A 23860-nucleotide genomic window follows, 5' to 3' on the forward strand; every position below is an offset into this window, starting at 1 on the left:
ATGCGGTTTCTGTTCTATACCCATTCGGTCGTTTCCGACTGGAACCACGGCAACGCGCATTTCCTGCGCGGCATCATGCGGGAGCTGGTTGCACGCGGGCACCAGGCGATCGCGCTGGAGCCAGCAGACGGCTGGAGCCGTTCGAACCTGCTGGCAGAGAGAGGGCCCTTCGCGGTCGAGCGCTTCAGAAAGGATTTTCCGGATCTGATGTCGGTGACCTACGACGCCTCCTTCGACCATGAAGGCTGGATTGCCGGCGCCGATGTGGTGATCGTCCACGAATGGACCGACCCGGGCCTTGTCGAGCGCATCGGCAGGACCAGGGCGAATGGAGGAGGCTTTACGCTTCTGTTCCACGACACCCACCATCGCGCCGTCTCGGCGACGCAGGCGATCTCGGCTCTGCGGCTCGAGCATTATGACGGCGTGCTCGCCTTCGGCGAGGCGTTGCGGGAAAGCTACCTTCGTGCCGGCTGGGGCAAACGTGCCTTCACCTGGCACGAGGCGGCCGATGAGCGCCTGTTCAAGCCGCATCCGGAGATCGCCCCTACAGCCGACCTGATCTGGATCGGCAACTGGGGTGATGACGAGCGCAGTGCCGAAATCAAGGAATTCCTGATCGATCCAGTGGAAGAGCTTGGCCTGGCTGGCACTGTTCATGGCGTGCGCTATCCACGCGAAGCGCTCGCCGATCTTGCCGCCGCCGGCCTGGGTTACGAAGGCTGGATTGCCAATGCCGACGTGCCCAAGGCATTCGCCGCCCACCGCGTTACCGTCCACATCCCGCGGCGCCCATACCGCGAGAATCTGCCCGGCATCCCGACGATCCGCATGTTCGAGGCGCTCGCCTGTGGCATCCCGCTCGTTTCGGCGCCTTGGGCCGATGTCGAACAACTCTTCAGGCCAGGCATCGACTTTCTTTTCGCGCGCGACGGATCCGAGATGCGCCGTCATCTTCGCGACCTGCTGGACGATGCTGACCTGGCCGCCTCTCTGGTGAGATCCGGCCTCGAAACCATTCGGAGGCGACACACTTGCCGGCACCGGGCCGACGAGTTGTTCGACGTGCTCGCCGATTGCGGCAACCGCCAAGCCATCGATCGCATCGTTATAGAGGAGACAGTCGCATGAAGATTGCATTTTATGGATCGAGCCTGCTGTCGTCCTATTGGAACGGCGCGGCGACCTATTACCGCGGATTGCTCAAGGCTCTTTCTCAGCTCGGCTACGAGATCACTTTCTATGAACCGGACGTCTACGACCGGCAGAAGAACCGCGATATCGAGGCACCGGACTGGTGCAACGTCGTCATCTACGAGGCGACCCCGCATGCGCTGATGCAGGTGGCAGCAAGCGCAGGCGAAGCCGACATCGTCGTCAAGGCGAGCGGAGTTGGCTTCGAAGACGACGCGCTTTTGCGCGCCGTGCTCGACCACGCCCGGACGGATGCGCTGACAGTGTTCTGGGATGTCGACGCACCGGCCACTCTGGGCCAATTGCGCGACGAGCCGGATCATCCCCTGCACCGCGCTTTGCGGGAGATCGACCTTGTCCTCACCTATGGCGGCGGCGATCCGGTCGTCTGGGCTTATCGTGCCCTGGGGGCTGCCGAATGCGTGCCGATCTACAATGCGCTCGATCCCGAAACGCACCATCCGGTCGCGAAGGACAAGCGTTTCGCCTGCGACCTTGCCTTTCTCGGCAACCGCCTGCCGGACCGTGAAGCGCGCGTCGAAGCTTTCTTCCTTGATCCGGCCAGCCGTTCGGGCGATCAGCGTTTCCTGCTCGGCGGATCGGGTTGGGGTGACAAGCAGCTACCGCCAAATGTCGCATGGCTCGGCCACGTCGGGACGCGCGACCACAATGCGTTCAATGTCACCCCCAAGGCGGTGCTGAACATCAGCCGCGACAGCATGGCCGCCAACGGCTTTTCGCCTGCCACGCGGGTCTTCGAGGCTGCGGGTGCCGGCGCATGCCTCATCACCGACGCCTGGCTCGGCGTCGAATTGTTCCTGGCCCCTGGGGAAGAGATCCTCGTGGCGCGCGATGGCAACGATGTCACTGAGATCATGCGCACCCTCACCCCCCAGCGGGCAAGGGCGATCGGCGCATCTGCGCTTCGGCGTGTTCTCGCCGAGCATACCTATGCGTTAAGGGCCGCTGTGGCCGACGCTGTCTTCAGGCGTCATTTCGAGCGCCCTACCGTGGAGGCAGCCGAATGACCAGGCAGCTCGATATCGTCTTTCTTGGCCTGTCCTTGTCCTCTTCATGGGGAAACGGCCACGCCACGACCTTTCGCGGCTTGCTCAAGGGCCTGCACCAGCTTGGCCATCGCATCACCTTCCTCGAGCGCGACGTGCCATGGTACGCGAACCATCGCGATCTGCGTGACCCGGATTTCTGCAGGTTGCGCTACTACGAAACGACGAACGATCTTCGTCGGACCTATGCCGGCTGCCTGCAGCAGGCCGATGTCGTGGTGGTCGGATCGTTCGTTCCGGAGGGGCGAGCCGTCATCGACATCGTCGCCTCCCTGTGCACGGGCCAGTTCTGCTTCTTCGACATCGACACGCCGGTCACGCTGGCAAAGCTCGCCGCGGACGATTGCGACTACCTATGCCGCCGGCAAATTCCGTATTTCGATGTCTATTTCTCATTCACCGGCGGGCCAACGCTCGCCCGTTTGGCGGCGGATTTTGGTGCACGGCGCGCCGAGCCGCTCTACTGCTCCGTCGACCCGGAGCGGCATCGCCGAACGGCCGATCCAATCTGCTGGGATCTTGGCTATCTCGGAACCTACAGCTCGGACCGGCAGGCGACACTGGATGCTCTCCTGCTCGAACCGGCAAGACGCATGCCGGACCGTCGCTTCGTCGTGGCCGGCTCGCAATTTCCGTCCGAGACCGTCTGGCCAAGCAATGTCGATCGCATCGAGCACTTGCCGCCGGCGGACCACGCCTCGTTCTACAGCCGCCAACGCTATACGTTGGACGTCACACGCAGCTCCATGATAGCGGCTGGGTGGTCCCCCAGCGTACGCCTGTTCGAGGCGGCGGCCTGTGGCACCGCGATCATCAGCGATCGCTGGACCGGTCTGGACAGCTTCTTTCCGACAGCCACGATCAACACGGCCGGCCAAGCCGAAGAGGTGATCGATATCCTGTCCAGCCAACCCGACCGCGTCAGGCTGGCTATGGCCAAGCGAGCGCGTGCAACGATCCTGGCGGCACATACAAGCGCCGCGAGAGCCCGCGAGTTCGTTTCGCTGCTGGCGCGGCCAGGATCGGCACGTCCAGCTCTCGATCTGGACATCGAAAGTGCAGCATGACTGGCAGACAGGAGAAAATAGAGATGCGGCGATCAAGAAGGACGCAACGGACCAGAACGGCGCTTGTCGCCGGCGGCGCGGGTTTCCTCGGTTCGCATCTTTGCGAAACACTGCTTCAGGCCGGGTGCCGGGTGATCTGTGTCGACAATTTTCTTACCGGTCGGATGGAGAACATCGTCTCGCTGCTGGACAGTCCTCGTTTCCGGCTGATCGAGCAGGATATTTGTCGACCATTGGACCTTGCTGAGCCGGTCGACCGCATTTTCAACCTGGCGTGCGCAGCATCGCCGCCGCGCTACCAGGCCGATCCAATCCACACCACGCGAACCTGCGTGATCGGAACCCTCAATCTGCTTGAGCTCGCCGCCCGAGACAATGCGCGCTTCCTGCAGGCATCGACAAGCGAAGTGTATGGCGATCCCGAACAGCACCCGCAAAGGGAAGACTATGTCGGTCACGCGAACTGCACCGGTCCTCGTGCCTGCTATGACGAGGGCAAGCGAACCGCCGAAACCCTGTGCTTCGACTATTTGAGAACCGAAATGGCCGACATCCGGGTCGCGCGCATCTTCAACACCTATGGTCCGAGGATGGATCCTGCCGACGGCCGGATCGTCTCGAATCTGGTAATGCAGGCGCTCGAGAAGAGGCCACTGACGATTTTCGGCGACGGGCTGCAGACCTGGTCGTTCTGCTACGTCTCCGATCTGGTCGACGGCCTGGTCCGCCTGATGGATGTCGACCCCAATCCGCGCCAACCGGTCAATCTGGGCAATCCCGGGGAATTCACCGTTCTTCAACTGGCGGGATTGGTGAGGGATATGACCCATAGCAGCTCGGTCTTCAAATTCCTGCCACTGCCGCAGGACGACCCTCGCCGGCGGCAACCGGACATTTCCCGTGCAAAAGCCCTTCTCGACTGGTCGCCAAAGGTACCGCTCAAGCAAGGCCTGATGCAGACGATCAGCTATTTTACGGAGCTCGAGGCCAGCCGTAACGAGGACCGAATTTCCCCAATTGCGACAAGCGTGAGGTCCGCTTCAGGCCGGCTGCAAAACCTGCCGGCCTGAAGTCGGTGAGAGCTGCGCCCTCGGCATGATCGTGGTGAGGACCTGACCGTCCCGAAAGGCGCTTTCACTTTTCCTCATTGTGGGAACATCCGGTCGAGCTCGCCGTTGGGCGAAGATATCGGCAGGGAGAACGGACCCGTGCATCGAAAACGATCCGCCAAGGACATCGAGCAAATGGCCGAACGGGAAGCGGCTGCCTTTCTGAGACGTGCCTCGATCACCTACCTCGAATGCTGTGTGAGCCTGATGATGACGCATCTTGAGCGCGAGGAAGTGGCCAGCATCCTGGAAAAAGAAGCGGACATGCTGCGAACGCTCGACTGAGACTTGCGACACACAGGGCGCAGCTCTGATCCGATTAGAGGTTCGTGATTTTTCCAGGTCGCAAGGAACATTCGCGGCAGTCGACAGTTCGGCGCGAGGAACATACCTTCAACAGCGATGGCGGCAGTTTCGTGGGATCAAAAAAGGTACGGATTGGAATAGTCGGCGTCGGCAATTGCGCATCCTCCCTTGTCCAGGGCCTCTCATATTATCGGGACGCCAGCGGCAATGAGCCGATACCAGGCCTGATGCATGCTGACCTCGGCGGCTATCATGTCGGCGATATCGAGGTGGTTTGTGCTTTCGACGTCGCCAAGGGCAAAGTTGGGCGTGATGTGGCCGAAGCCATATACAATGCGCCCAACAATACCTTCCGGTTTGCCGATGTTGCGGCAACCGGCATTCGCGTCGAGCGCGGACCGACACTTGACGGCATCGGCAAATATCTGCGCGATGCGATCGAGGAGGCAGAGGAGCCGGTCGCGAATGTCAGCGCGCTGCTTCGGGAAAGCGGCGCGGACGTCCTGGTTTCATATCTGCCGGTCGGCTCGGAAGAAGCCACGCGTTTTTATGCCGAGTGTGCGCTCGAGGCCGGTTGCGCCTTCGTCAATTGCATACCGGTCTTTATCGCATCGCGGCCGGAATGGCGCCGGCGCTTTGAACAGCGCGGTCTGCCACTGGTCGGCGACGATATCAAAAGCCAGGTCGGCGCGACGATCGTGCACCGGTTGCTCGCCAATCTGTTCCGCGAGCGCGGCGTCCGCATCGACCGCACCTATCAGCTGAATTTCGGCGGCAACACCGATTTCCTCAACATGCTGGAGCGCGAGCGGCTGGAATCCAAGAAAATCTCCAAGACGCAATCCGTGGCCAGCCAGTTCGATGTTCCCCTGGAGGCCGGCAACATCCATGTCGGCCCCAGCGACCATGTGCCCTGGCTTACCGATCGAAAATGGGCCTACATCCGCGTCGAAGGCACGACGTTCGGCGGCGTGCCGCTGAATGCAGAGCTCAAACTGGAAGTATGGGATTCGCCCAACTCGGCCGGAGTCGTTATCGACGCTGTCCGCTGCGCCAAGCTGGCGCTCGACCGCGGCATCGCAGGGGCGCTGACCGGCCCCTGCAGCTATTTCATGAAGTCGCCGCCCGAGCAGTTCACCGATGCCGAGGCACGCCTGCGCACGCTGTCTTTCATCGCCGGGAGGGACGAGCCGATGCTTGATGCCGCGGAATGACGACGACGTTCCTCTTGATCCGCCATGCGGCGCACGACAATGTCGGCGACTATCTTGCCGGACGCATGGCTGGAGTTTGCCTCGGCGAAACCGGCAGGGCACAAGCCTCGCGCCTTGCCAGCCACATGGCGGCGCGGCCGCTGGCGGCAATCTGTTGCAGCCCGCGCGAACGAACCATGGAAACCGCAAAACCGATCGCAATCGCCTGCAAACCCGAGAAGATCACAATCTGCCAGGAGCTCGATGAGATCGACTTCGGCGCGTGGTCGGGCAAGACCTTCGAAGAGTTGAGCCAGGACGCCGACTGGCTGACGTGGAACAGTCACCGTCAGCAGGCGAGGACGCCCGGCGGCGAGACCATGCTGGACGTCCAGCAACGTGTCATCTCGCTGATGCAGCAGCTTCGCAAACGCCACCAGAACCAGTCCGTGGCACTGGTCAGCCATGCCGACGTGATCAAAGCCGCCGTCTGCAAGGTGCTCGGCCTGCCGCTGGGAGACTGCTTTCGCTTCGACATCGACCCCGCTTCGATCACTACGGTCGTGTCCGGTGACTGGGGCTCAAAGCTGATCCGACTGAACGAAGCCGTCTGACGAGGACTGCCGGATGCGTATGGTCATTTTCGGTCTCACCGTCACCTCCTCGTGGGGAAACGGGCACGCGACGCTATGGCGCGGGCTGATCCGTGCGCTCGGCCGGCTGGGCTGGTCGGTCAGCTTTTTCGAACGCAACACCCCATACTATGCCGGCGCACGCGATCTTGATCATCTCGATGGCGGCGATGTCGTTCTCTATCCGGAGTGGGAGGACATTCGCCATGTCGCGGAACAGGCGATCGGGCAATCCGACGTCGTCATCGTCACGTCCTATTGTCCCGACGCCGTGGAGGCATCGCGCCTGGCGCAGCAGGCCTGTCGCGGGCTGAAGGTTTTCTACGATCTTGACACGCCAGTCACACTCGCCCGCATCGAACAAGGTCTGCGACCGGCCTATTACGGGCCCGAAGGGCTGCGCGATTTCGACCTCGCCCTGAGTTATACGGGCGGAACCGCAATCGATGCGCTGAAAACGCTGCTGGGTGCCCGCCGTGTCTTGCCTCTCTACGGCCATGTCGATCCCGAGCGACACCGGCCGGCCGAGCCCCGGGCTGAATTCGCCGGGGATTTATCCTATCTCGGAACCTATGCGGCCGATCGCCAGGCCGGCGTCGAAAAGCTGCTGGTCAGCACGGCAGCGCGCCTGCCGGACCACCGCTTCGTCATCGGCGGCGCCCAATATCCGCACGAATTTCCGTGGGGCGAAAACATCTTCTTTGTCAGGCACCTTCCGCCTGCGGATCATCCGGCCTTCTTCTGCTCATCGCGTCTGACGCTGAATGTGACCCGTGAGGCGATGGCCAAGAGGGGCTGGTGTCCTTCGGGCAGGCTGTTCGAGGCGGCAGCCTGCGGCGCGGCGATCGTCAGCGACAACTGGCCCGGGCTGAGCAGTTTTTTCCAGCCCGGCAGCGAGATCATCCTGGCGGATAGCACCGACGACGTGGTCGCGGCAGTCGGCTTGCCCGACAGCGAAGTCGACGCAATCCGGCGCCGGGCCCGCGAGCGGGTGTTGGACGAACACACCTCTGCGCAACGCGCCAGGGAACTGGACCGCCTCCTGTCCGATGCATTGCAGTGCTTGATGGCGGGCGAGCCGCTGAAGGAAGCAATCTGATGTTGGGCATTGTGCCCGCCGCCGGCCGCGGCAGCCGCATTCAACCGCTCGGCTTCTCAAAGGAGCTCCTGCCGGTCGGCAGCCGCATCGACGGCCAGACCGAGCGTCCTTGCGCGGTGAGCGAATATCTGGTGCGCCGCATGGTGCGCAACGGCGTCGACAAAATCTGCTTCGTCATCGGATCGGGAAAATCGGACATTCTCGAATACTACGCCGCCGGCTACGGCGACGCCGCCGCATTGTTTGTCGTGCAGCCCAACCCCGTCGGGCTTTGCGACGCAATCTTCCGCGCCGCGCCGCTGGTCGCGGCGGACGAGACGGTTCTGGTCGGCCTGCCCGACACGATCTGGTTTCCGGAAGATGGCTTTTGCCGCCTGCCGGACGACCGGCTGTCGTTTTTGCTGTTCCCGGTGGATCACCCGGAACTGTTCGATGCCGTCGTTCTCGACGGGGATGACCTGGTGAAGGAGATCCAGGTCAAGCAACAAGCCGCCGCATCGAACTGGATTTGGGGGGCGTTCAAGATGCCGGGCCGCATACTCCACCAGCTTGCCGCGCTTTGGCGCGAACGGGATCAAAGCGACGAATATGTCGGTACCCTGATCAACGCCTATCTGGCGGCCGGCGGTGAGGCTTGCGGCCTCAAGGCAGGCACCGCCTATGTCGACGTCGGCACGTTCAACGGCTACCGCACGGCGCTGCGGCTTCTCGAGAACAACGACACCACGTCGCAGGACCCGAAAAACCTCATGTTCGTGCTGCCGGGGCAGGCGCAGATACCAAGCCATCCAGGCGAAGGAGGCTAGCCATGCTGCATTCGAACGCCGAAATACGCCGCCGCATCGATGCCCTTGGCCCGTGGTTCCACAATATGGAGTTGGCGGGCGTCGAAACCGCCCCCGACCATTTCCTCGGCAACTATCCGCTGATCAAATGGCGCAAGTTCGCCGACGCCATTCCTGCCGATCTGTCCGGCAAGGCCGTGCTCGACATAGGCTGCAACGCCGGCTTCTACTCGATCGAGATGAAGCGACGCGGTGCCGGCCGCGTCCTCGGCATCGATTTCGATGAAGCCTATCTGGCGCAGGCGCGGTTCGCCGCCGAAATCGCGGACTGCGACATCGAATTCCAGCAGCTGTCGGTCTACGACGTCGGCGCCCTGCGGGAGACATTCGACATCGTCCTGTTCATGGGCGTGCTGTATCACCTGCGCCACCCGCTGCTCGCTCTCGATCTGATCCGGGAGCACGTTGCCGGCGACCTGATGATCTTCCAGTCCATGCAGCGCGGCAGCATCGAACTGCCTGCACTCGATGAGAACTATCCTTTCTGGACACACGATCTGTTCGACCGACCGGAGTTTCCCAAGCTGCATTTCGTCGAGCATCGCTATGCCGACGACCCGACCAACTGGTGGATTCCCAATCGCGCCTGCACCGAAGCGATGCTGCGCAGCGCTGGCTTCGAGATCGTGCTGCACCCGGAGCAAGAGGTTTATTTCTGCCGCGCCGCCGGTGAGCCGGCCGGCGGCGGCGCGGTCTACCCGTCGAAAGGACCACTTCATGATTGAAGCCGCGATGATCTGGAACGAGCCGAACAACAAATCCCATTGGGATCCCGAACTCGACCCCGACTGGAGCCGCTTCGCCAACATGGCAATACTGGCCGCCGATGCGATCGCATCGGCAAACCCCGCCGTCACCAGGATCCTGGGCGGCATTTCGCCGATCGATGCCGATTTCATGGCACTCATGAAGCAATACGGGGTGCTCGATCATGTCGATGCCGTCGGTGTGCATGGCTTCCCGCTCGATTGGAACCTCTGGCAGATTCAGGAATGGCCCCAGAAGATCGGCGAGATTTCGACCGTCACCGATCTTCCCGTATGGGTCAGCGAAGTTGGTGTGTCGAGCTTCGGGGCTGAGGAGGTACAGCTCTGGGGTTTGCGTCGGAGCGCCGAACTGCTGCTCGGCAATGCCGCGCGCGTGCAATGGTACAGCCTCTACGATCTTCCGCGCGAATGGGGGGCAACGACGCGTCATCGCGAGGCCGAAGGCTCGTCCTACTATCGCCACTTCTACATGGGCCTGCTCCGCGAAGACGGCACGCCCAAACCGGCGCTCGAAGAATTCCTGCGTTACGCACCCGGGATGGGGCTGGTGCAATGGTTCCACTTTGAAGATCCCCGGCTGGACGACGCCGTCGCCTGGATGAAACGGCTGGGCGTCACCAATCTGCGCACCGGGCTTTCCTGGGCCGACAGTTTCAGACCGAATGCGCAGGATTGGTACGACCGGCAGATGGAAGCACTTGCCGATTTCGACGTGACCATCACCTTCTGCTTCACGCCAGAGCACCGCGGAGTGATGCCGCATCACACCAGTCCGCCGCTGATGCCGGAGGAATTTGCGGAGTTTTGTGCGACGATGACCCGCCGCTACGCTCCTGCCATGGCTGCCTCGCCGGTCAGAGCGGTGCGGGCTTCGGCAGCATGAGTGTGTCATGCAACACGCACCCGACAGGTCCGGACCGCTTGCCGAATTCGCGGCCTTGTTGCTAGGTGCTGCTCCGCACGGCTCTGACGGTGCTGAAATCATGATCGTTGTCGCGCATCCGGACGACGAGACCGTCGGCATCGGCGGGCATCTTGCCGGCTTGCGCGGATCTCGCATCGTTCATGTCACCGACGGCGCGCCGCGAGATCTTGAAGATGCGCGAGCATACGGCTTCGAGACGTGGCAGGACTATGCCGAGGCCCGCCATCGGGAGTTGGAGGCGGCGGTGGCGGCAGCGGGATTGCCGTCGACGGCGCTGATCAGCCTCGGTTATCCCGACAAGCAGGCCGCCGGAAATCTTGGCTCGCTCGCACGGGAGCTGACCGGCCTTTTGGCCGATCGCGGCATCAGCTTCGTCTGCACGCATCCCTATGAAGGTGGTCACCCCGATCATGACGCGACCGCCTTTGCCGTCCATGCGGCCTGCCATTTGCTGCGCCGCGACGGACGCCAGGCGCCGGCCATCGTCGAAATGGCATTCTATTGCGCCGGACCTGAGGGTGCGGTCCTTCAGGATTTCAACAGCCATTCCGGCAGCGAGTGCATCGAATTGCACCTTACCGAAGCTGCCTTCGAACGAAAGCAGCGCATGCTGGCCTGCCACCGGACACAGCAACGGACGCTGGCGCCGTTCACGGCGCGCGTCGAACGTTTCCGGGTGGCGCCTGCTTATGATTTCCTGGCGCTGCCGAACAATGGCAGACTTTACTACGAGGCGCTGCCGCTCGGCTTCGAGCCAGCGGCTTGGCTTCACGCCGCGGCGGCTGCGCATGAGGAGCTTGGGCTCGACCGGCCATGACCCTCACCGTCCTGAACGTCGCCTACCCTCTCGCGCCAGTCGGCCCGGATGCGGTTGGCGGTGCCGAGCAGGTGCTGTCGATGCTCGACCAGGCACTTGTGCGCGCCGGGCACGCTTCCATCGTGATCGGTTGCCGGGGCTCCAAAGCGGCGGGCGTCCTCATCGAGACGCCTGCTGAACCGGGTGTGCTCGACGATGCGGCGAAAAAACGGGCACAGCGCTCTCACCGCACCGCGATAGAAGTCGCACGCGCCCGTTGGCCGATCGACGTGGTTCATCTGCACGGCATCGATTTTGATGCCTATCTGCCTGATGATGGCCCGACCCTTGTAAGCCTGCACCTGCCGCTCGATTGGTACCCCGCGGATGCCTTGCGCCCCGCCCGCGACGATCTATGGCTTCACACCGTCTCGGTGGCCCAACAGAGGACCGCGCCGCCGGGTGCCAGGCTGCTGGCACCCATTCCAAACGGCGTCGATATCGACGCGCTGAGCGGTCGCCAGTCCAAGCGCAGCTTCGCGCTGGTGCTCAGCCGCATTTGCCCGGAAAAGGGCATCCACCTGGCACAGGACGCGGCCAAACAGGCTGGCGTGCCGCTGATCATCGGCGGCAAGGTTTACCCCTACGAAACGCACGCGCAGTACTTTCGTGACGAAGTCCAGCCGCGCCTCGGCAATCGGCGCCGCTTCCTCGGCCCGCTCGGCTTCGTCGCGAAGCGGCGCTTTCTCAACGCTGCCCGCTGCCTGGTCATTCCCAGCCTTGCCGCGGAAACCAGCTCGCTTGTCGCGATGGAAGCTCTCGCCTGCGGCACGCCGGTCGTCGCCTTTCCCAACGGCGCGCTGCCGGACGTGGTCGAACACGGCAAGACGGGCTTTCTGGTCAATGACATCCGTGAGATGGCGGAGGCCATCGTCGCAGCATCCGGCCTGGATGCCGAGATATGCCGGGCCGAAGCGCGGCGGCGCTTTTCGCTAAAGCAAATGATTTCGTCTTACATGGACGCCTACCATGCGCTGGCAGGGCTTGGTGCCGGCCGCAGGCGCCTCTCGACGGTGCAGTGAGCGGTTTTCATGCTCCGCTCCGAGATCATCGACGACCTGGCCGCTCTTGCGGCGCTGGCGCCGCGCTGGCGGGAGCTCTGGGCGCACAGCCGGACAGCGACGCCGTTCCAAAGCCCAGCCTGGCTGGTGCCGTGGTGGCGCGCATTCGCGCCCGGAGAGTTGGCCACGATCGCCGTCTGGCGAGGCGACGATCTAGTGGGATTGGCGCCGCTTTACCTGGAACAGACAACTTCCGGGTCGAGACTGCTTCCGGTCGGGATTTCGTTGAGCGACTATCTGGATATCCTGTGTTTGCCCGGCATCGAAGCGGCTGTCGCCGCCGTTATTGCCGACCGGGTTGTTGCGATCGATTGGTCGCAATGGATTTTACCGGACCTGCCGGCCGGTGCTGCCGGTCTCGCTATCGCGCACCCTGCGCTGGAGGCGGGTCAACTCGTCGACCACGCAGCTTGTCCCGTGCTGCCGATCGCTGGCGACAATGCGCTCGCGGTCTGCGTTCCAGCGCGACGGAGACGCCAGTTGCGCCGCGCGCACAATGCCGCACGCAGGCGCGGCTGCGTCTCCATCATACCGGCGCAGGCCGATTTCAAAGCGTTTTTCGATCACCTGGTCCGCCTTCACGGCGCGCGTTGGGCCGGGCGTGGCGACGGCGTTCTGGCCGATCCAGCTGCAGAAGAATTCCATCGGCAGGCGCTTCCCATGCTTGCCGCACAGGGTCTTGTCCGATGCTGGCTTGTTGCTATCGATGATGCGGTCGTTGGCGCCTATTACGGATTTCATCATCGCCACCGCGCCTACGCCTACCTTGGCGGTTTTGATCCGGCCTATGCCGAGGAAAGTCCCGGCGCAATCCTGATCGGTCACGCGATCGCCGAAGCGGCTCGTGAAGGGGCGCGGGAGTTCGATTTTCTGCGCGGCCAGGAGAGCTACAAGTATGGCTGGGGCGCCGTCGACCAATGGACAATGCGAAGGGTCTGGACGCGGAGCATGGCTCAATGAGCACCACCGGACGAAAGCCATCGCCACAGGCGGCGTCGACAGCAAAAATGGTGATCGAGGAGTGCATGGCCGACGGCGCCTGCGTCGAAGCCATCATCGCCAGACTGGCGCTGCGCTTCGAGACCGGGGTCGATGCCGCAGAATTGGCCGATGTGGCGCTGGAAATGAGTTCAGCCGAACTGCGAAAACGCGACAGGCTGGAGCGGATCGCCGATCTGCTTCGTCACAGGTCTGACATCTTCGCCACGCTGCGCCAAACAGCGGCGGCCGTCCGCCATGAACGCGATGAATGGGAAACCGACGCCGCGGTCGTCAGGCGGCTGGCCGCCGGCTTTGATGCCGCGGCGACGATCTCCCAGGCGGCGAGCGTTCAGCTGTCTTCGTTGGGAGACGAGGAGAAACTCAGCGCCGCCACCGACGAGATCGCCGCCTGGTTGGAGGGGCAAGGCTTCACCGGCACCGACCGTGATATTCTGGACATTGGTTGTGGCATCGGGCGTTTCGAACGCGCGCTCTCGCATGCAGCGCACCGGATCGTCGGCATCGACATATCCCCGGAGATGATTTCGGTCGCTCGTCGGCGATGTGCCGGGCTGCGCAATGTGGACCTGCGGCCGACCTCTGGTCTCGATCTTGCCGATTTCAGCAACGCGAGCTTCGATTGCGTGCTGGCCGTCGACAGCTTCCCCTACCTGGTGCTGGCTGGCCTGGCGGAGCGGTATTTTGAGGAAATTTCGCGTGTTCTGAAACCGTCAGGCAGGGCGGCACTTCTGAATTACTCCTATCGCGGATCGCCGGCGCTGGATCGGGCCGACGTTCACCGCCTTGCCGAAGCCCACGGCATGCAGGTCATGGTTGACGGCGAGAAGCCGTTCCTTCTGTGGGACGGCAATGCCTTTCTTCTTACGGCATCCGACGGAACATTACGGCCCAAAGATTGTTCGGGCGTCAAACAGGCAAGGGCACAATCCGAAGGAGGACTAGATGGCGCCCGGCGGCAAGATAGACATCACCTCTGCCGTCAAGGTAAAGGCTCCGACGCCGGCGCGATGACGATTTGGGCCGAGGACAAGGTCGAGGAAACGCGGAAGCTGCACACCGAGCAATGCCGGCTCGTTGGCAATCGGATCAACTCCGATCAGTATCACGCCGCAGATCGGCTCTCCCAAGACTGACTGCTGCAACCGCAGACGCCAATCATGACCAGTGGCCAGTCCAGGTCGCGAGAGTCGAAATGTCGAGCGCACCCGGGACTAGTGCCGGGAGGACCCGAGGGGAAAGCATAGGCTTCCCCGACGAGACCAGCAGCTTCGATACACAATGCCGTGCAAGGGACGGGCTGTGCAAGGGACGGGCTGTGAGGACGGCGCTGGCTGTAAGGATGGCGCGCGAATTCTTGCAAACCCTGATTGCCGTCACCACACTGGTGAAGGGACTGATTCGTTAAGAGAACACTATGTCTCGCTCGAGCGACGATAGCATCAGCCCGCAACTCCGGCTGGCAATAGACCGGAAGATCGCATCTCTGCTGACTGCCATCGAGCAGGAAAAGGTCCCCGACCGGCTGACCGACCTTGCGGTTCAACTGCAGAATGCGCTTGTCGAGAAGCGTCGATGCAAAGCAAAGAAACAGGACTAGACCCTCCCTTCGTCATCCTAGGGCAAACCCTGGGATGACGAAGGCGTGGTTGCTCTAGCTATCGACGCCTGTCGACTGCGAAGTTTCCCTGGGCTTCCGACAAGTGATTGCGTCTTTCTACCAATGTCTGCAAGGAACTTTCGCCGAGGTATTCTAGCACGCTGGCACGCGCTCGGTTAAGGCGGCTTTTTACCGTTCCCACCGCGCAACCGCATATTTCGGCAGTTTCTTCATAGCTGACGCCAAGAACCCCGATCAGCATCAGGACCTCGCGCTGATGCTGCGGCAACCTCTGGACCGCATTGGAGACTTCCTTGCTCTGAACGGACCACTCCTGCGTCGCTTCCGTAATCGGGATTGCGGAGGCGCAGTCAAGCAGGCCTGGCTTTTCCCTGTCGGCGGCCTTGATGCGCGTATAGTAGGTATTGCGCATGATGGTGAAGAGCCACGACTTCATACGCGTTCCGGGCTCGAACTTGTCGATGTTGGCAAGCCCTTTGGTCAATGTCTCCTGGACCAGGTCGTCGGCATCGTCGGGAACACGGCAGAAGGTGCGGGCGAAGGCTCGCAAGGCAGGTATCAGGTCAACGATGGAAACGTCATCCTTTTCCTGGTTGGCCAAGGCGTACCCCCTGGAGGACAATAGTCCAACTCCCAGCAAGAACGAGTTGATGAACGCAGCCAAGCTAAATGCATGAAGGTTTGGATCGTTCCGGACATCGAATAAGTCGCTGGAAAATCTCGGATCGGGCGAACGCACATCTGTCGCCCGATGGCCGGCCTGCAGCAAGTCCGCGGGCCGTCTATGAGCGATCGTTGTTCTTAGCCGCCTCCTCTCGCTGCTTTTTCAGGACTTCGTCAGTCCCGACCAGCTTTTTCGCCCCGCCGGATATCGCCGTGGACACCACGGCAGGCGGGTCGCTCGCGGGAAAAGAATCCTCAAGCCCGGCCTGCAACTGGTCTTCCAGGGTTTGCGGCTCTTCCGACCGACCAGGCGTCCTTCGGGTTTCCGCCTCCTCCAGCGGCTGTTTCATTTGCGGCGAACACCGGACCTCGCGAACGCAGGCGTAAAGCTGTTCGATGGCAAATTCCTTCATTGTCTCGAAATCCGCCCTCTCATCTTGCATTGCCTCGATCTGATCGACCATGGTCTTCTCGAACCGGTCAAGGCTGCGGCTTCCGCCAGCCTGGCAAAGACGCAACAATGCTTCGTGGAGCACTTTCGGAGCAAAATAAGCAGACGCCTCGAGCTTGAGCCGTTGCAAATGCTCTGGAGTCACCGCCTGAAGTTTTGACATATGCAGCCCTTTCGCCTGACGAGCATATCAACGGCGCTGGTCGGCAGATGTTCCAATCACCCCGCGACCGGGCTCTCTAAACGGGTCGCTCCGCCATGCGACCGCTCAGGCCAATAACAACCGGATCCGTGATCCTGCTCTTTCACCTGATATCTGCGCAGTGTCTTTGAACCCGTTGATTTGCTTGTGGATTCCGGTTCAAAATAATTTTATCCCGGCAACGGTCAGTCGGTCACGCCGGTTCAAGAATTCGAACGGCAGCGCTACCTTCATCTTCCGAGCGGAGCCTGGCGATCTTTGCCTGGGCTCCGCAAGCCTGTAGCACAAGGAACTACGCGGCGGCTTGGAGAGCGCGTTGGTTGACGCCACCCTCGCCTAAACCGGTCAGCGCTTCGTCCGTCGCGACCTCCTCCTTGAGCGTCTCTTTGAGAAGGGCGGCGACATCGGCCTTTCCCATCTGTTCTGCCCAGGCGACAAGAGTGCCGTACCGGGCGATCTCGTAATGCTCGACGGCTTGCGCCGCTGCGACCAGTCCGGCATCGAGCGCAGGAGCACCGTCATAGTCTTCGAGGATCTCAGAGCCTTCTTCAAGGATGCCGTCGATCGCCGGACAGCTCTTGCCACGTGCCGCCTTGCCGAATTTCTCGAATACCTCCTCGAGCCGGTCGACGTGAGCTTCCGTCTCCATGCGATGCTTTTCGAAGGCAGCAGTCACTTTTTCCGACTCCGCGCTTTTGGCCATTTTCGGCAGCACCCTCAGTATTTTCTTTTCGGCGTAGTAAAGATCTTTGAGCCCGTCGAGGAACAGGTCCTCAAGACCCTTGGTTGTCGCTTTCGCAGCTTTTTTTGCAGTTGCCATGGTCGTCTCCCGCTGAGGTTGGAGCTAGCCTCCTTAACCATGAAGGCGGTCCGATAACCCCGCCGGCCGGCAACAAGTTCCCTGATGATTCGAGCCGCTGGAAATTTTTCGCTTTAGGCCGCACAGGTGCTGCAAGGCTTACGCTGGTGAGGCGGCAGTGCGAGCAAATGGCTTCGCATATGGCAGCAACTTCAATCGATCCGCTTGATACGGCCCTTGTCGAGACGGAACACTCCATCCTGGCCGCCCTGCCTCTCAAAATCGGTTAGCAGATCGTCCCAGGTCCCGAGGAATTCGCCACAGTCGTCGCAAAAGATCCGGTCGTCAGGACCGGCGTCGGCCGGAATCCTCAGCCTTATCGTCAAGCAATAAGGGCATTCCAACTGGTGGTTAAGATACTGCTTGGTCATGGACGAACCTCGCTCGCGCCGGTCTGTCGAATTGGCAACTCTGTTGAACTGGTAAGAATGTACAGGGATGGGGCATTACGGCGAATGTTGCGATCCGGGGATAACGAGCGCGCCTCCTTCGGGGGCCGAATACTCAAACCCGATGAAAAACGCAGCGAGGATCAGCGCGCAGATTATTGCAATTGCTGCCAGTGCGGTTCTGGACAACGGCTTACGCGGTTCGCGGTTTTGCAACACTGAATCAGTCCGCTCTCGGTTCGAAGACGACGGAGGGGCAAGACGCCTGCATTCATTATATGCCGTCTTTGGTCGGAGGCCAGCCAGACTGGGCCGTCGGCGGAATGTTGTCGGAAGTCACCTCACCCCGCTCGAGTTTTCGAATGGCTTCATTGGCTTCGAGTTCATCCAGGCCGGAAAGCGGCATACCGTCAACCACGACGGCTTCCTCGCTCTCGTCGTCATAGACTTCCCACCAACCGTCCGAATCCTGTCGTTTTTTGTAGATGGTTGGCATGGCCGCTCCCCGACAGATTGGCTTTCGGGATTATGCCGAACAACTCAAGCCGCCCACGGATGTTCCCTAGCTAAGACATTAATCCGCCGCTTTCTTTGGCGGCTCGCGGGTCGCATGGGTGACGACGGTATAGCGCGTGATCGGACCCTCATCGGGGTCTTCTCCTTGAAAATGAACGTCCGCGTTCACCGGGAACCGGCTGATATTGCCGAACTTCTTGACTGCGGACGCACGCACCAGTTGGATGCCAGGGTCCTGCTTCATAATTTTTATTGCCGCAAGCTCGGCGGTACTGCTGCCGCCAATGCGCCAGCTGGCCTCGAGCACACCGGATCGCCAGATACCCGACGAATCGACACCCTGGCCGATATCGTAGTTGCGCCGCGAGGCGAAAAATCCAGGATACTCAGCCATCGCCGCGTCATAGGTCCTCGCCTGCGCAATTGCCAAAGCCAGTGCGCGGGGAAGCTGAAGGTCTTCGAGAGCTTCCCATCCGCCGCGCACGACAATGAGATCCGATCCGCCATAAACGGATTGTCCCGCATTATCGGTCGTCGTCGTTTGAGTGCCGTAGTAGGCGACCATGATCTCGTCGATCTCGGTTCTGCCAACACTCAATGTGACGACGTCACGAAGGTCGGCTTCGAGCACCAGACCGCACTCGTCGAAGTCGGGGGAGCGGTATTGCTCGAGCAGTCTCTCGACGTCAGCGACCGTGCGAACGATGTGCTGGTCCTGGCTTCGCGAGGCAAGCGGTGGCTTTAGTCGGGCCCGCCCGAGCCTCAGCAGGCGTCGCGCTGCTCGCAGCGCATCGTGCCGCGAAAACACGGTGTAGCCAGGCAATACTGCGGCGGCGACAGTTCTGCCGAAGCCGGTTGACCATTCTTTCGGTCGCTCGGCCAAGTCGTCGACCAGTTCATGGGTTATCGCCTTGGTGGTCGCGAAGCGCCAAGGCACCACGCCGCCGAAGAGGTCTTGCGGCCCGTTGATACCCAGCCGCGCCGCATCGCTGGCAAGCAAGCTGTCGTCCGGCACGAAATACAAGCCGCCGCCATTGCCGCTGCTGTTGCCCAGACCCTGCCGGAAGGCAAACCCCTTGAGCGTGGCAATGGTGCGGGCGACGGCAGCTATGGCTTCCCGCTCGTGCGCGTAGAGAGGCTCGCAGCCCGGCGCGGAGAATGCAATCACGGTGCCTTTTGGCTGGCTCGGCTGGGTGCCTCTGCGCTCGGTCATCTCGCTCGTTCCGGTGCTTCCTCGTTATGGCCCCAACGCTTCCTCGTTATTGGGCGCCGATGTTGCGGACACTACGCGCCCTGCCCCCAACCCGCTCTACCCGGAAGAGAACGCAGCAGATGGCAGAAACGTTCAGCCCGGCTTGGCAGGCTCGGGATGACCTGCGTTTTAATCATTCGCGTTGAATTTCGCGGCTGACGGTTCGCCGGCGTCGGCTTGCTAGGATGGCGGAAAGGGTGACCGGGCGGAAATCCCAGCTGTCGACGCCGGCGTCGTACTGGCGCGTGACCGGGCTCAGCCTGCCGTGGGAATGGCCATGCAGATTGATCGATTTCTTGCCGATCTGATTCCAGGTGCGAAAAGGATAGTGGCAAAGGATCAGCAACCTGCCGTCTATCGTCAGTTCCTTGTAATGTTGTGTGCTGGCCCAACCCGCAGCCTCTATGGTCGCCGCGCCATCATTGTTGCCGATGATCAGATGCTTCTCGCCATGAAGAGACGACAGCAGCGATGCAACGAATTCGGCCGATCCCTTGGCAAAGTCGCCGAGATGCCAGATCTCGTCGTCCGGGCTGACGGTTTCGTTCCAGAGCGAAATCAGCGCTCGATCGTGTTCGGCCAGCGAGCCGAATGGGCGGCGATCGATGCGCAGAATGCGGGGATCGCTGAAATGTGTGTCGGCCGTGAAATAGATCATGGTCGTTCACAGCCTTTGCGGACGTTGTCCGAACCTCGCCTTCCAGCTGCAATTGGCATTTGAGGTGGCCAACAAGATCAGACGCGGCTAACATACTCCTCGCTTTGGAGAGTGTCGTGCGCACGAGACGTTTCAGGAAGCCAATTGTCGTTCAACCCGGTCGGATCGATCGTGACAGGGTTGTTTTGTCTGTCGCAGATGCGGCTGAAGTGCTGCTGAGGGACTGGCCGACGCCAGCGTCCAAGTCGCGACTGGCTGCAATCGCTGCCTGCCTCGCTGTTATCCGCGGCGAAAAGCCGCCAAGGGTCGCGCGCCAGGCGTTCATCGTCGCGGCCAAGGACGCGAGGATCCTGCTCGGCGAACAAATCTAGACCGGCCGCCATCGGCGCCTAGCACGTGCTGGTTCAAGTCGTTGATGGACTCGAAGGGATTCAGCCCGGCCACAAACATGGCATAGGGCGATAGCCCATCGCGTCCCTTCATCGAATAGTTTCTTTCGGCATCGACTTTTCGGCCAGTCGCGAACATGTTGGCGGCCAGCCCTGCGCCGAAACCACTGTTCGGGAGCGGTCAGTCACCCAGTCCAAGCAGATCGCGCGTCACTAGCATCGAGAGGAGATGCTGCTCCATTTTGACCGCATTGGATCGGCGCGCGGGAAGGTCCGGCCTCCTGCTTGCAACTGTGCAAGTTTTCTGTATAATGCAGAAAATACAGAATGGAGCCGACATGCAAACCAAATCCGTGTCCACCGCCGAATTTATCCGGCATTTCGGGCGCTATCATGACGAGGCGCAGCGCGCGCCGCTCACCCTCACCAAGCATGGCCGCGCGTCAGTTGTCGTCGTTTCGGCCGAGATCTTCGAACGGCTGATGGCCCAGGGCGACCCACGCCGCGCCTACGCCGCCGGCGAGACGCCGCCGGAACTGGCCAAGATCCTTGTGACCGAGCTTGACCGCCAGTCGGCCGAATACGAGGCCGGAAAGAATGACTGATCGCTTCGCGAGCGGTTCGATCGTCAGCTATCCCTATCTCTGGCGCTGGCAACATGAGGAGGGGCGGGAGAATGCCGAAAAGGATCGCCCCGTCTGCCTCGCGATCACAGTTCGAGATCCTGAGCATGAGATTACCCATCTCGTCATTCTGCCAATTTCCGGCACACCGCCTCACCAAGGCCAGATGGCGCTTGAGATTCCGCCGCTCGAAATCCGTCGCGCGGGTCTCTCCATGTTCAAGCGCGGCTGGATCACGATCAGCGAGTACAACTATGACATAGCTGAACGGTCCTACTATTTCGAGCCGAACCAGAAGCCGCGCGGCAAGTTCGGCCCGACCTTTATGGAAGCGATCAGGCGCGCGATCCGCCCGATGCTCGCTGCTGAAAAAGGCCGCATAGACCGCACGCCCTAGTGGTCAGCGGCCATTCCACGCCCGCATCGCGAGCCTCACGCCCTCGCAAAGGGCCGCGGCAGTTATAAGAGGGATGTAGCTTATCCAATAAGCCCGTCACTAGATTAGATTAGATACGTTGCGATACCGGCCCAGATCGCCAGCTGCTGAAGTCGAGTTGCTCAAACAATCGCTCGATCCCAACCGCCATAGTGCTGGTCGCTGCGCGTGCCGCGCGGCAGGCTGAGCACGATCAGCGCCAGACCGATCGCAACGTCAGCCACGATCGCCAGGGTTTCACCGCCGGCAAGCACGAAGGGGGACATCGCGATCCATGCGCCAAGCACGACATTGAGGAAGCGCACCGGCCGGACCACTTCGGCCATGGCCGTGACTGCGACCATGATAATGAGACAGCCGAGGACGTGATCGCTGAAGTAAAGCGGTGGCTGCGTGCCGAAGAGCAATGGCGTCGTCATCAGCAAGGCGCCGAGCAGCGTGCTTGCTACAAGCGTCCACGGGAAGTTGACGCCGCCGGTGACAAACTCCTTCAGCACCTCGAAAACCGGACGGTCGAGGTCGGCCCCGGGCGTCTGGTTCTCCGACAGCGCCGGTCCGCCCATCCAGAAGGTACGCCAGAACGGCTCGCCTGCCCTCTTGGCGCCCCAGAGATACTGGATCGTCGCCAGCACCTCATCGACGGAGTAAGGGATCAGCACCACAGTGACGGCGGCCTGGACAATGCAGAGCGTGCACAGCGCGCCAATCAGCGGTGGCTGGATGATGATGAAGGAGACGCTGACCACGCCAAGCGGAATGATCAGCAAGCCGAAGAGGAGCACCATCCACGGCATGGTGCGCCAGCGCCGGCGGTCGCCGATCGCGCCGGCGAGGATATCGAGGCAATAGGCAAGCGCGCCGAGCCCGGCATCGGCGATCGGGAAACCTTTTGAGACCCATGACGTCACCACCGCCTCGCTGCCGTTGCGCACCGGCGCGCCGCCGGGGCCGAAGAACGGGTCCCACAGGCCATCCGCGTGGCCCATCTGGAAGGAGGCGAGATAGCGCGAGACGAACAGGCCGACGAAGGCCAGCGCGACGATCGGAATCCGCTGCGTGAAGGTCGATGGCGAATAGGTCCAGCCCAGCGGAATGTCGTCGTCGGCCGCCAGCGCGCGGCGGCTGATGCCAGGGGTCGGCGGGATCATCACCGCAAACGCGACGATCAGCATGCCGACCAGCGTGTCGATGGCATAGGCGGCGGCGCTGGTCGTCCAGAACAGCAACGGCGCCAGCATCACCCAAACGCCGAGCGACGCCGTGATCCACTGCACCCAGCGCCAGCGTCGGGACATGCCCATCAACGCAAAGACCGTCACCAGCAGGCCGGAAACGATCTCGCTGACGCCAAGGCCTGCGTTGCGCAATTGCGGCTCTGCAATAGCGTGGCCCAGAGCGGGAGGTATCGCGGCCGTGACGGGATCGAACAGGCCAATCGTCATCGGCGAGGTGACCAGCCACAGTCCGAGCGCAGCGTTGGTCATCGGCGCCCAGAGCGTCCTCGAGCGATGCCGTTTTGTCGCCGCTTCGACGTCTTCCTTGCTTCGCTCGAGCGGTCCCTTGAGCCGCTTTTGGGCCTGCTCGATCTCGGGCTCCGAAGCCGCGACAACCGGCGGATCGAGCTTGTTGGCCGCGTACCAGTCCGTCGGATCCTGTTTCAGCCGGCGGATCATCTCCGGCAATGTCTCCAACAGGCTATGTCTGGGCGTCCAGCCGAGCAGAGTTTTGGCCCGCGAGATGTCGATCTCGTAATGATCGTCCGAGTTCTCGATCATCCACGGTTTGATGTCGGTGTCCTGATCGAGCACCTCCGTCTGCACCCAGGCGCCCAGCTTCGTCAGTTGCTTCGGCAGCGCCAGGGTGCGCCAGTCCTCGCCATGGATAAGCCGGCCGATGCGCTTCTGCATCTCCTCGTATGACGGTGTGCCTTCTTCGCCGATCAGAAGCATGGTGTCGGCCGGAAGTTCGGCGCGCCGGTCGACGGTGCGCACCACCGCGTCGACGAGATCGTCCTTGTGCAGATAGGGCTGGCCGGCGGTGATATCGCCGGCGAACAGATAAGCGGTCGGCAAGCGCTCGAAGATGCGGGCGATCTGCTGGGCGATAAAGGCCGCCCGGCAGTCTTCGTCATAGACGCCGGCGAGCCGCAGGATCACCGTCTTGATCTGGCCGCGCTCCCTCGAAATCAGCGCCTCGGTTTCGGCCTTCGATCTTGGGTATGCCCAGGCCGGGTCAAGCGGCGAGTCCTCATTGATTTTCGCGCCCTTCTCCGGGCTTGGCGCATGGACGAGAAGCGTGCTGGAAAACACGAACTGCTCGGTCTCGACCGCCGTCAGCGCCTTCAGGAGCCGGCGCGTGCCCTGCACGGTGACGGCGTCATATCTGGGGTTGTCCTCGCCGGTCGTGTCGTAATAGGCGGCGAGGTGGACGACCGAAGCGATACGGCCGCCGCGCTCCCGCGCTGTTTTCACAGCCCGACTCACGCTCTCATCGGAGGTGAGATCGATCTCGATCGTCTCCATGCCGGCGGGGGCATGCTTCGGTTTTGCGACGTCGAGGCCGATGACGCGATAGCGGTCGATCAAGCCTCGCGCGATCGCCTGCCCCAGGAAGCCGCTGCTGCCGGTGATAAGGACCGTCGGAAGGGGCGCGCCGTGATTTGCCATGGGTCAGGCCCGTTC

27 protein-coding genes are annotated in these 23860 nt (G+C 61.9%); 19 read left to right on the forward strand and 8 right to left on the reverse strand.

All coding sequences use genetic code 11. The features are described 5' to 3' along the window. The 16 genes from JG739_RS23800 to JG739_RS23875 all read left to right on the forward strand — a co-directional run bounded on the left by JG739_RS23800 (window position 1) and on the right by JG739_RS23875 (window position 14720). Window positions 1–1131, forward strand: a complete 1131-nt coding sequence (locus JG739_RS23800) for a CgeB family protein (protein WP_202363649.1) — start codon at window positions 1–3, stop codon at window positions 1129–1131. Next, entirely contained in the window at window positions 1128–2222 is a 1095-nt protein-coding gene (locus JG739_RS23805) for a CgeB family protein (RefSeq protein WP_202363650.1), read from the forward strand. The genes JG739_RS23800 and JG739_RS23805 overlap by 4 nt, the downstream gene beginning before the upstream one ends. Further along, the gene (locus tag JG739_RS23810) at window positions 2219–3328 is read left to right on the forward strand and encodes a CgeB family protein (protein ID WP_202363651.1); all 1110 of its coding nucleotides are present in this window, start codon (window positions 2219–2221) and stop codon (window positions 3326–3328) included. Before JG739_RS23805 ends, JG739_RS23810 begins: the two co-directional genes overlap by 4 nt. A gap of 23 nt (window positions 3329–3351) precedes the next feature. Then, window positions 3352–4398: a UDP-glucuronic acid decarboxylase family protein gene (locus JG739_RS23815; RefSeq protein WP_202363652.1), complete on the forward strand. Its 1047-nt coding sequence runs from the start codon at window positions 3352–3354 to the stop codon at window positions 4396–4398. Window positions 4399–4572: 174 nt separating this feature from the next. Next, window positions 4573–4722 carry a hypothetical protein gene (locus JG739_RS23820; protein WP_202363653.1) on the forward strand — a complete coding sequence of 50 codons (150 nt, stop codon included), beginning with the start codon at window positions 4573–4575 and terminating at the stop codon, window positions 4720–4722. A gap of 131 nt (window positions 4723–4853) precedes the next feature. Then, on the forward strand, window positions 4854–5957 hold the full coding sequence (locus JG739_RS23825; RefSeq protein WP_202363654.1) for an inositol-3-phosphate synthase: 1104 nt from the start codon (window positions 4854–4856) through the stop codon (window positions 5955–5957). Next, complete coding sequence (locus tag JG739_RS23830; RefSeq protein ID WP_202363655.1) at window positions 5954–6550, forward strand: histidine phosphatase family protein; 597 nt, start codon at window positions 5954–5956, stop codon at window positions 6548–6550. The genes JG739_RS23825 and JG739_RS23830 overlap by 4 nt, the downstream gene beginning before the upstream one ends. Before the next feature lie 13 nt (window positions 6551–6563). Continuing rightward, window positions 6564–7667 (forward strand): CgeB family protein, encoded by a 1104-nt coding sequence (locus tag JG739_RS23835; RefSeq protein ID WP_202363656.1) that lies wholly within the window; start codon window positions 6564–6566, stop codon window positions 7665–7667. Continuing rightward, window positions 7667–8473, forward strand: a complete 807-nt coding sequence (locus JG739_RS23840; protein WP_202363657.1) for a sugar phosphate nucleotidyltransferase — start codon at window positions 7667–7669, stop codon at window positions 8471–8473. Before JG739_RS23835 ends, JG739_RS23840 begins: the two co-directional genes overlap by 1 nt. A 2-nt stretch (window positions 8474–8475) precedes the next feature. Beyond that, window positions 8476–9237, forward strand: a complete 762-nt coding sequence (locus tag JG739_RS23845) for a TIGR04290 family methyltransferase (protein WP_202363658.1) — start codon at window positions 8476–8478, stop codon at window positions 9235–9237. Continuing rightward, window positions 9230–10162, forward strand: a complete 933-nt coding sequence (locus JG739_RS23850) for a beta-xylosidase (protein ID WP_202363659.1) — start codon at window positions 9230–9232, stop codon at window positions 10160–10162. Before JG739_RS23845 ends, JG739_RS23850 begins: the two co-directional genes overlap by 8 nt. A 7-nt stretch (window positions 10163–10169) precedes the next feature. After that, entirely contained in the window at window positions 10170–11021 is an 852-nt protein-coding gene (locus JG739_RS23855) for a PIG-L deacetylase family protein (RefSeq protein ID WP_202363660.1), read from the forward strand. Continuing rightward, window positions 11018–12082, forward strand: coding sequence for a glycosyltransferase (locus JG739_RS23860; RefSeq protein ID WP_202363661.1), 1065 nt, complete (start codon window positions 11018–11020; stop codon window positions 12080–12082). Before JG739_RS23855 ends, JG739_RS23860 begins: the two co-directional genes overlap by 4 nt. A gap of 9 nt (window positions 12083–12091) precedes the next feature. Continuing rightward, window positions 12092–13081, forward strand: coding sequence for a GNAT family N-acetyltransferase (locus JG739_RS23865; RefSeq protein WP_202363662.1), 990 nt, complete (start codon window positions 12092–12094; stop codon window positions 13079–13081). After that, window positions 13078–14256, forward strand: a complete 1179-nt coding sequence (locus JG739_RS23870; RefSeq protein ID WP_202363663.1) for a class I SAM-dependent methyltransferase — start codon at window positions 13078–13080, stop codon at window positions 14254–14256. The genes JG739_RS23865 and JG739_RS23870 overlap by 4 nt, the downstream gene beginning before the upstream one ends. A 281-nt stretch (window positions 14257–14537) precedes the next feature. Next, a complete protein-coding gene (locus tag JG739_RS23875; RefSeq protein WP_202363664.1) occupies window positions 14538–14720 on the forward strand; it encodes a hypothetical protein in 183 nt (60 codons plus the stop codon). Window positions 14721–14778: 58 nt separating this feature from the next. Here the strand turns inward: JG739_RS23875 and JG739_RS23880 are convergent, their stop codons facing one another. The 7 genes from JG739_RS23880 to JG739_RS23910 all read right to left on the reverse strand — a co-directional run bounded on the left by JG739_RS23880 (window position 14779) and on the right by JG739_RS23910 (window position 19731). Continuing rightward, window positions 14779–15342, reverse strand: coding sequence for a sigma-70 family RNA polymerase sigma factor (locus JG739_RS23880; RefSeq protein ID WP_202367604.1), 564 nt, complete (start codon window positions 15340–15342; stop codon window positions 14779–14781). 181 nt (window positions 15343–15523) lie between these two features. After that, on the reverse strand, window positions 15524–16018 hold the full coding sequence (locus JG739_RS23885) for a hypothetical protein (RefSeq protein ID WP_202363665.1): 495 nt from the start codon (window positions 16016–16018) through the stop codon (window positions 15524–15526). A gap of 331 nt (window positions 16019–16349) precedes the next feature. Continuing rightward, complete coding sequence (locus JG739_RS23890) at window positions 16350–16877, reverse strand: YciE/YciF ferroxidase family protein (RefSeq protein ID WP_202363666.1); 528 nt, start codon at window positions 16875–16877, stop codon at window positions 16350–16352. Window positions 16878–17068: 191 nt separating this feature from the next. Continuing rightward, the gene (locus tag JG739_RS23895; protein ID WP_202363667.1) at window positions 17069–17287 is read right to left on the reverse strand and encodes a hypothetical protein; all 219 of its coding nucleotides are present in this window, start codon (window positions 17285–17287) and stop codon (window positions 17069–17071) included. A gap of 292 nt (window positions 17288–17579) precedes the next feature. Continuing rightward, window positions 17580–17801, reverse strand: coding sequence for a hypothetical protein (locus JG739_RS23900; RefSeq protein ID WP_202363668.1), 222 nt, complete (start codon window positions 17799–17801; stop codon window positions 17580–17582). A gap of 78 nt (window positions 17802–17879) precedes the next feature. Beyond that, on the reverse strand, window positions 17880–19034 hold the full coding sequence (locus JG739_RS23905) for a DUF3182 family protein (protein ID WP_202363669.1): 1155 nt from the start codon (window positions 19032–19034) through the stop codon (window positions 17880–17882). 172 nt (window positions 19035–19206) lie between these two features. Then, entirely contained in the window at window positions 19207–19731 is a 525-nt protein-coding gene (locus JG739_RS23910) for a metallophosphoesterase family protein (protein WP_202363670.1), read from the reverse strand. Between the two features lie 116 nt (window positions 19732–19847). Between JG739_RS23910 and JG739_RS23915 the strand changes: the two genes are divergently transcribed. From JG739_RS23915 to JG739_RS23925, 3 genes are all read left to right on the forward strand, one after another. Next, window positions 19848–20102 carry a DUF982 domain-containing protein gene (locus JG739_RS23915; protein WP_202363671.1) on the forward strand — a complete coding sequence of 85 codons (255 nt, stop codon included), beginning with the start codon at window positions 19848–19850 and terminating at the stop codon, window positions 20100–20102. A 356-nt stretch (window positions 20103–20458) separates the two neighbouring features. Further along, window positions 20459–20725 (forward strand): type II toxin-antitoxin system prevent-host-death family antitoxin, encoded by a 267-nt coding sequence (locus JG739_RS23920; RefSeq protein ID WP_202363672.1) that lies wholly within the window; start codon window positions 20459–20461, stop codon window positions 20723–20725. Continuing rightward, the gene (locus JG739_RS23925) at window positions 20718–21140 is read left to right on the forward strand and encodes a hypothetical protein (protein ID WP_202363673.1); all 423 of its coding nucleotides are present in this window, start codon (window positions 20718–20720) and stop codon (window positions 21138–21140) included. The genes JG739_RS23920 and JG739_RS23925 overlap by 8 nt, the downstream gene beginning before the upstream one ends. 161 nt (window positions 21141–21301) lie before the next feature. On the opposite strand, the gene JG739_RS23930 is transcribed toward JG739_RS23925, so the two are convergent. Further along, window positions 21302–23845 (reverse strand): NAD-dependent epimerase/dehydratase family protein, encoded by a 2544-nt coding sequence (locus JG739_RS23930; RefSeq protein ID WP_202363674.1) that lies wholly within the window; start codon window positions 23843–23845, stop codon window positions 21302–21304. Between the last annotated feature and the right edge of the window lie 15 nt (window positions 23846–23860).

It is taken from the genome of Mesorhizobium sp. L-2-11 (assembly GCF_016756595.1).
In the GTDB taxonomy this organism is placed as follows: Bacteria; Pseudomonadota; Alphaproteobacteria; order Rhizobiales; family Rhizobiaceae; genus Mesorhizobium.

What these genes read in the sequence shown, in the direction of transcription:
- JG739_RS23885 (WP_202363665.1), bottom strand. Translation starts at nt 16,018, where the DNA reads ATGTCAAAACTTCAGGCGGTGACTCCAGAGCATTTGCAACGGCTCAAG.
- JG739_RS23840 (WP_202363657.1), top strand. Translation starts at nt 7,667, where the DNA reads ATGTTGGGCATTGTGCCCGCCGCCGGCCGCGGCAGCCGCATTCAACCG.
- JG739_RS23860 (WP_202363661.1), top strand. Translation starts at nt 11,018, where the DNA reads ATGACCCTCACCGTCCTGAACGTCGCCTACCCTCTCGCGCCAGTCGGC.
- JG739_RS23800 (WP_202363649.1), top strand. Translation starts at nt 1, where the DNA reads ATGCGGTTTCTGTTCTATACCCATTCGGTCGTTTCCGACTGGAACCAC.
- JG739_RS23890 (WP_202363666.1), bottom strand. Translation starts at nt 16,877, where the DNA reads ATGGCAACTGCAAAAAAAGCTGCGAAAGCGACAACCAAGGGTCTTGAG.
- JG739_RS23895 (WP_202363667.1), bottom strand. Translation starts at nt 17,287, where the DNA reads ATGACCAAGCAGTATCTTAACCACCAGTTGGAATGCCCTTATTGCTTG.
- JG739_RS23910 (WP_202363670.1), bottom strand. Translation starts at nt 19,731, where the DNA reads ATGATCTATTTCACGGCCGACACACATTTCAGCGATCCCCGCATTCTG.
- JG739_RS23830 (WP_202363655.1), top strand. Translation starts at nt 5,954, where the DNA reads ATGACGACGACGTTCCTCTTGATCCGCCATGCGGCGCACGACAATGTC.
- JG739_RS23810 (WP_202363651.1), top strand. Translation starts at nt 2,219, where the DNA reads ATGACCAGGCAGCTCGATATCGTCTTTCTTGGCCTGTCCTTGTCCTCT.
- JG739_RS23920 (WP_202363672.1), top strand. Translation starts at nt 20,459, where the DNA reads ATGCAAACCAAATCCGTGTCCACCGCCGAATTTATCCGGCATTTCGGG.
- JG739_RS23905 (WP_202363669.1), bottom strand. Translation starts at nt 19,034, where the DNA reads ATGACCGAGCGCAGAGGCACCCAGCCGAGCCAGCCAAAAGGCACCGTG.
- JG739_RS23835 (WP_202363656.1), top strand. Translation starts at nt 6,564, where the DNA reads ATGCGTATGGTCATTTTCGGTCTCACCGTCACCTCCTCGTGGGGAAAC.
- JG739_RS23925 (WP_202363673.1), top strand. Translation starts at nt 20,718, where the DNA reads ATGACTGATCGCTTCGCGAGCGGTTCGATCGTCAGCTATCCCTATCTC.
- JG739_RS23820 (WP_202363653.1), top strand. Translation starts at nt 4,573, where the DNA reads ATGGCCGAACGGGAAGCGGCTGCCTTTCTGAGACGTGCCTCGATCACC.
- JG739_RS23850 (WP_202363659.1), top strand. Translation starts at nt 9,230, where the DNA reads ATGATTGAAGCCGCGATGATCTGGAACGAGCCGAACAACAAATCCCAT.
- JG739_RS23845 (WP_202363658.1), top strand. Translation starts at nt 8,476, where the DNA reads ATGCTGCATTCGAACGCCGAAATACGCCGCCGCATCGATGCCCTTGGC.
- JG739_RS23805 (WP_202363650.1), top strand. Translation starts at nt 1,128, where the DNA reads ATGAAGATTGCATTTTATGGATCGAGCCTGCTGTCGTCCTATTGGAAC.
- JG739_RS23930 (WP_202363674.1), bottom strand. Translation starts at nt 23,845, where the DNA reads ATGGCAAATCACGGCGCGCCCCTTCCGACGGTCCTTATCACCGGCAGC.
- JG739_RS23855 (WP_202363660.1), top strand. Translation starts at nt 10,170, where the DNA reads ATGCAACACGCACCCGACAGGTCCGGACCGCTTGCCGAATTCGCGGCC.
- JG739_RS23875 (WP_202363664.1), top strand. Translation starts at nt 14,538, where the DNA reads ATGTCTCGCTCGAGCGACGATAGCATCAGCCCGCAACTCCGGCTGGCA.
- JG739_RS23870 (WP_202363663.1), top strand. Translation starts at nt 13,078, where the DNA reads ATGAGCACCACCGGACGAAAGCCATCGCCACAGGCGGCGTCGACAGCA.
- JG739_RS23900 (WP_202363668.1), bottom strand. Translation starts at nt 17,801, where the DNA reads ATGCCAACCATCTACAAAAAACGACAGGATTCGGACGGTTGGTGGGAA.
- JG739_RS23815 (WP_202363652.1), top strand. Translation starts at nt 3,352, where the DNA reads ATGCGGCGATCAAGAAGGACGCAACGGACCAGAACGGCGCTTGTCGCC.
- JG739_RS23865 (WP_202363662.1), top strand. Translation starts at nt 12,092, where the DNA reads ATGCTCCGCTCCGAGATCATCGACGACCTGGCCGCTCTTGCGGCGCTG.